We start from the raw sequence: 1,392 nt of genomic DNA, 5'->3' as shown, positions 1-1,392 counted from the left end.
GCCGGATGCATGGCCCGCAGTTCCGCAAAATGGGAAACGGTGTCCATCAATTCGTAGAACCGTGCAGTCAGCTTGGCAACAGTGGCTTCGCCACCGATTTTTTCATAGGTCGTGGGCGTGGTGGCCTGGTCGGTCATCAATCAACTCGCAGTAGTTCAGAAGAAAGCTGGCAAGTGTAACGGAGACCATGGCAATTGCCGAAAATCCCGCTCAGGATGAGAGGCCTGCACTTTCGGCATGCAGAATACCGCCTCGCCCATATTCCGACTTGCTGCGGTACATGGCCTTGTCAACCGAGGCAATGACGGATTCGAGATTGCTGCCATGCTCGGGGTAATTGCCGACGCCAATCGAAACGTTGAAGTCGATATTGTTCTGTCTTGCCCAATCGTTGATTTGCTGGCGCACACGCTGCGCAACGATTTCACCGCCCTCCTGCGTGGTGCGCGGTAGCACGAGCAGAAATTCGTCACCACCATAACGCGCCACTAAATCAATGTCGCGAACGTTGTCGAGAATGCGCTCGGCCACGGCAACCAGCACTTTGTCGCCGACATGATGACCGTGCGTATCGTTCACGTTCTTGAAACCATCCAGATCAGCGAACAGGACGACAATCCTGCCGCCGTGCGCGGCGGGGGAGTGGAAAAGCAGGGCTGCTCGTTCGATCAGGGCTCGCCGGTTCAGCATGCCGGTCAACGCATCGACATTTCTTTCGTGCGAGAGTTTCTGGCGAGCCCGATCGATCTTCGCTGTCAGCGAATAGGAGTAGAGAACAACAATGGCAAAAAACACCAGGAAAAAGATGGCGCTGACTGAGAAGATGGCGAGGTAATCAGGTAAGCGCAGCCAGACGATGAGGATCGAAGCGCCCAGGCTGCCGATGACGGCTTCGCCAAAAAGCCGGAGACCGTAACGCATGCCGTTGCCAAGGATAACCATCAGGAAAACAAGGAAACCCGGTGAACTCAGCGTTGAATCGGCCAATGCGGCGAAGCAGGCTGCGGCAATATCGACCCACATGGTCAGGCGCTGGCGCCATGGCGCGTGCGGCTCCCGCGTGGCATGCCACATGAAAAACAGGATCTCCATGCCATACGTCGTCATCACGACATTGACGACCGGCAAACTGGCCCATGGCCGAACCTGAGCTTCGCCACCAAAGTTGAAATACATCAAGGCCAGGATGCAGAACAGCAAGCGCGTCCAATATTGCCCTCGCTGATCCTCCCAGGACAGGCGATGCGGCGCTCCGTCGAGCCGGTGAAGATCGAGACACTGGGCAAAACCGGGCCGCCGATCGGTCATCCGTCGACCGTAGCAACCGCCCCTCTCGTGGTCTCGTCGTCTGTACATGTCTGCCCCGGCCATCCTGATTTGGTGCCGCCTGAG

The 1,392-nt window shown here is 57.1% G+C and carries 2 protein-coding genes; both read right to left on the bottom strand.

Annotated elements, in window-relative coordinates:
- Window positions 1–137, bottom strand: a 137-nt coding sequence (locus ADADOO_RS16345) for a globin domain-containing protein (RefSeq protein ID WP_511278572.1), incomplete at its 3' end; no start/stop codon positions are given.
- 73 nt (window positions 138–210) lie between these two features.
- Window positions 211–1,200: a GGDEF domain-containing protein gene (locus ADADOO_RS16340; RefSeq protein WP_511278571.1), complete on the bottom strand. Its 990-nt coding sequence runs from the start codon at window positions 1,198–1,200 to the stop codon at window positions 211–213.
- Between the last annotated feature and the right edge of the window lie 192 nt (window positions 1,201–1,392).

Source organism: Azonexus sp. (genome assembly GCF_036170495.1).
In the GTDB taxonomy this organism is placed as follows: domain Bacteria; phylum Pseudomonadota; class Gammaproteobacteria; order Burkholderiales; family Rhodocyclaceae; genus Azonexus.
The sequence above is the reverse complement of the archived record's forward strand: the minus strand, read 5'-3'. Positions and strand labels throughout refer to the sequence as shown.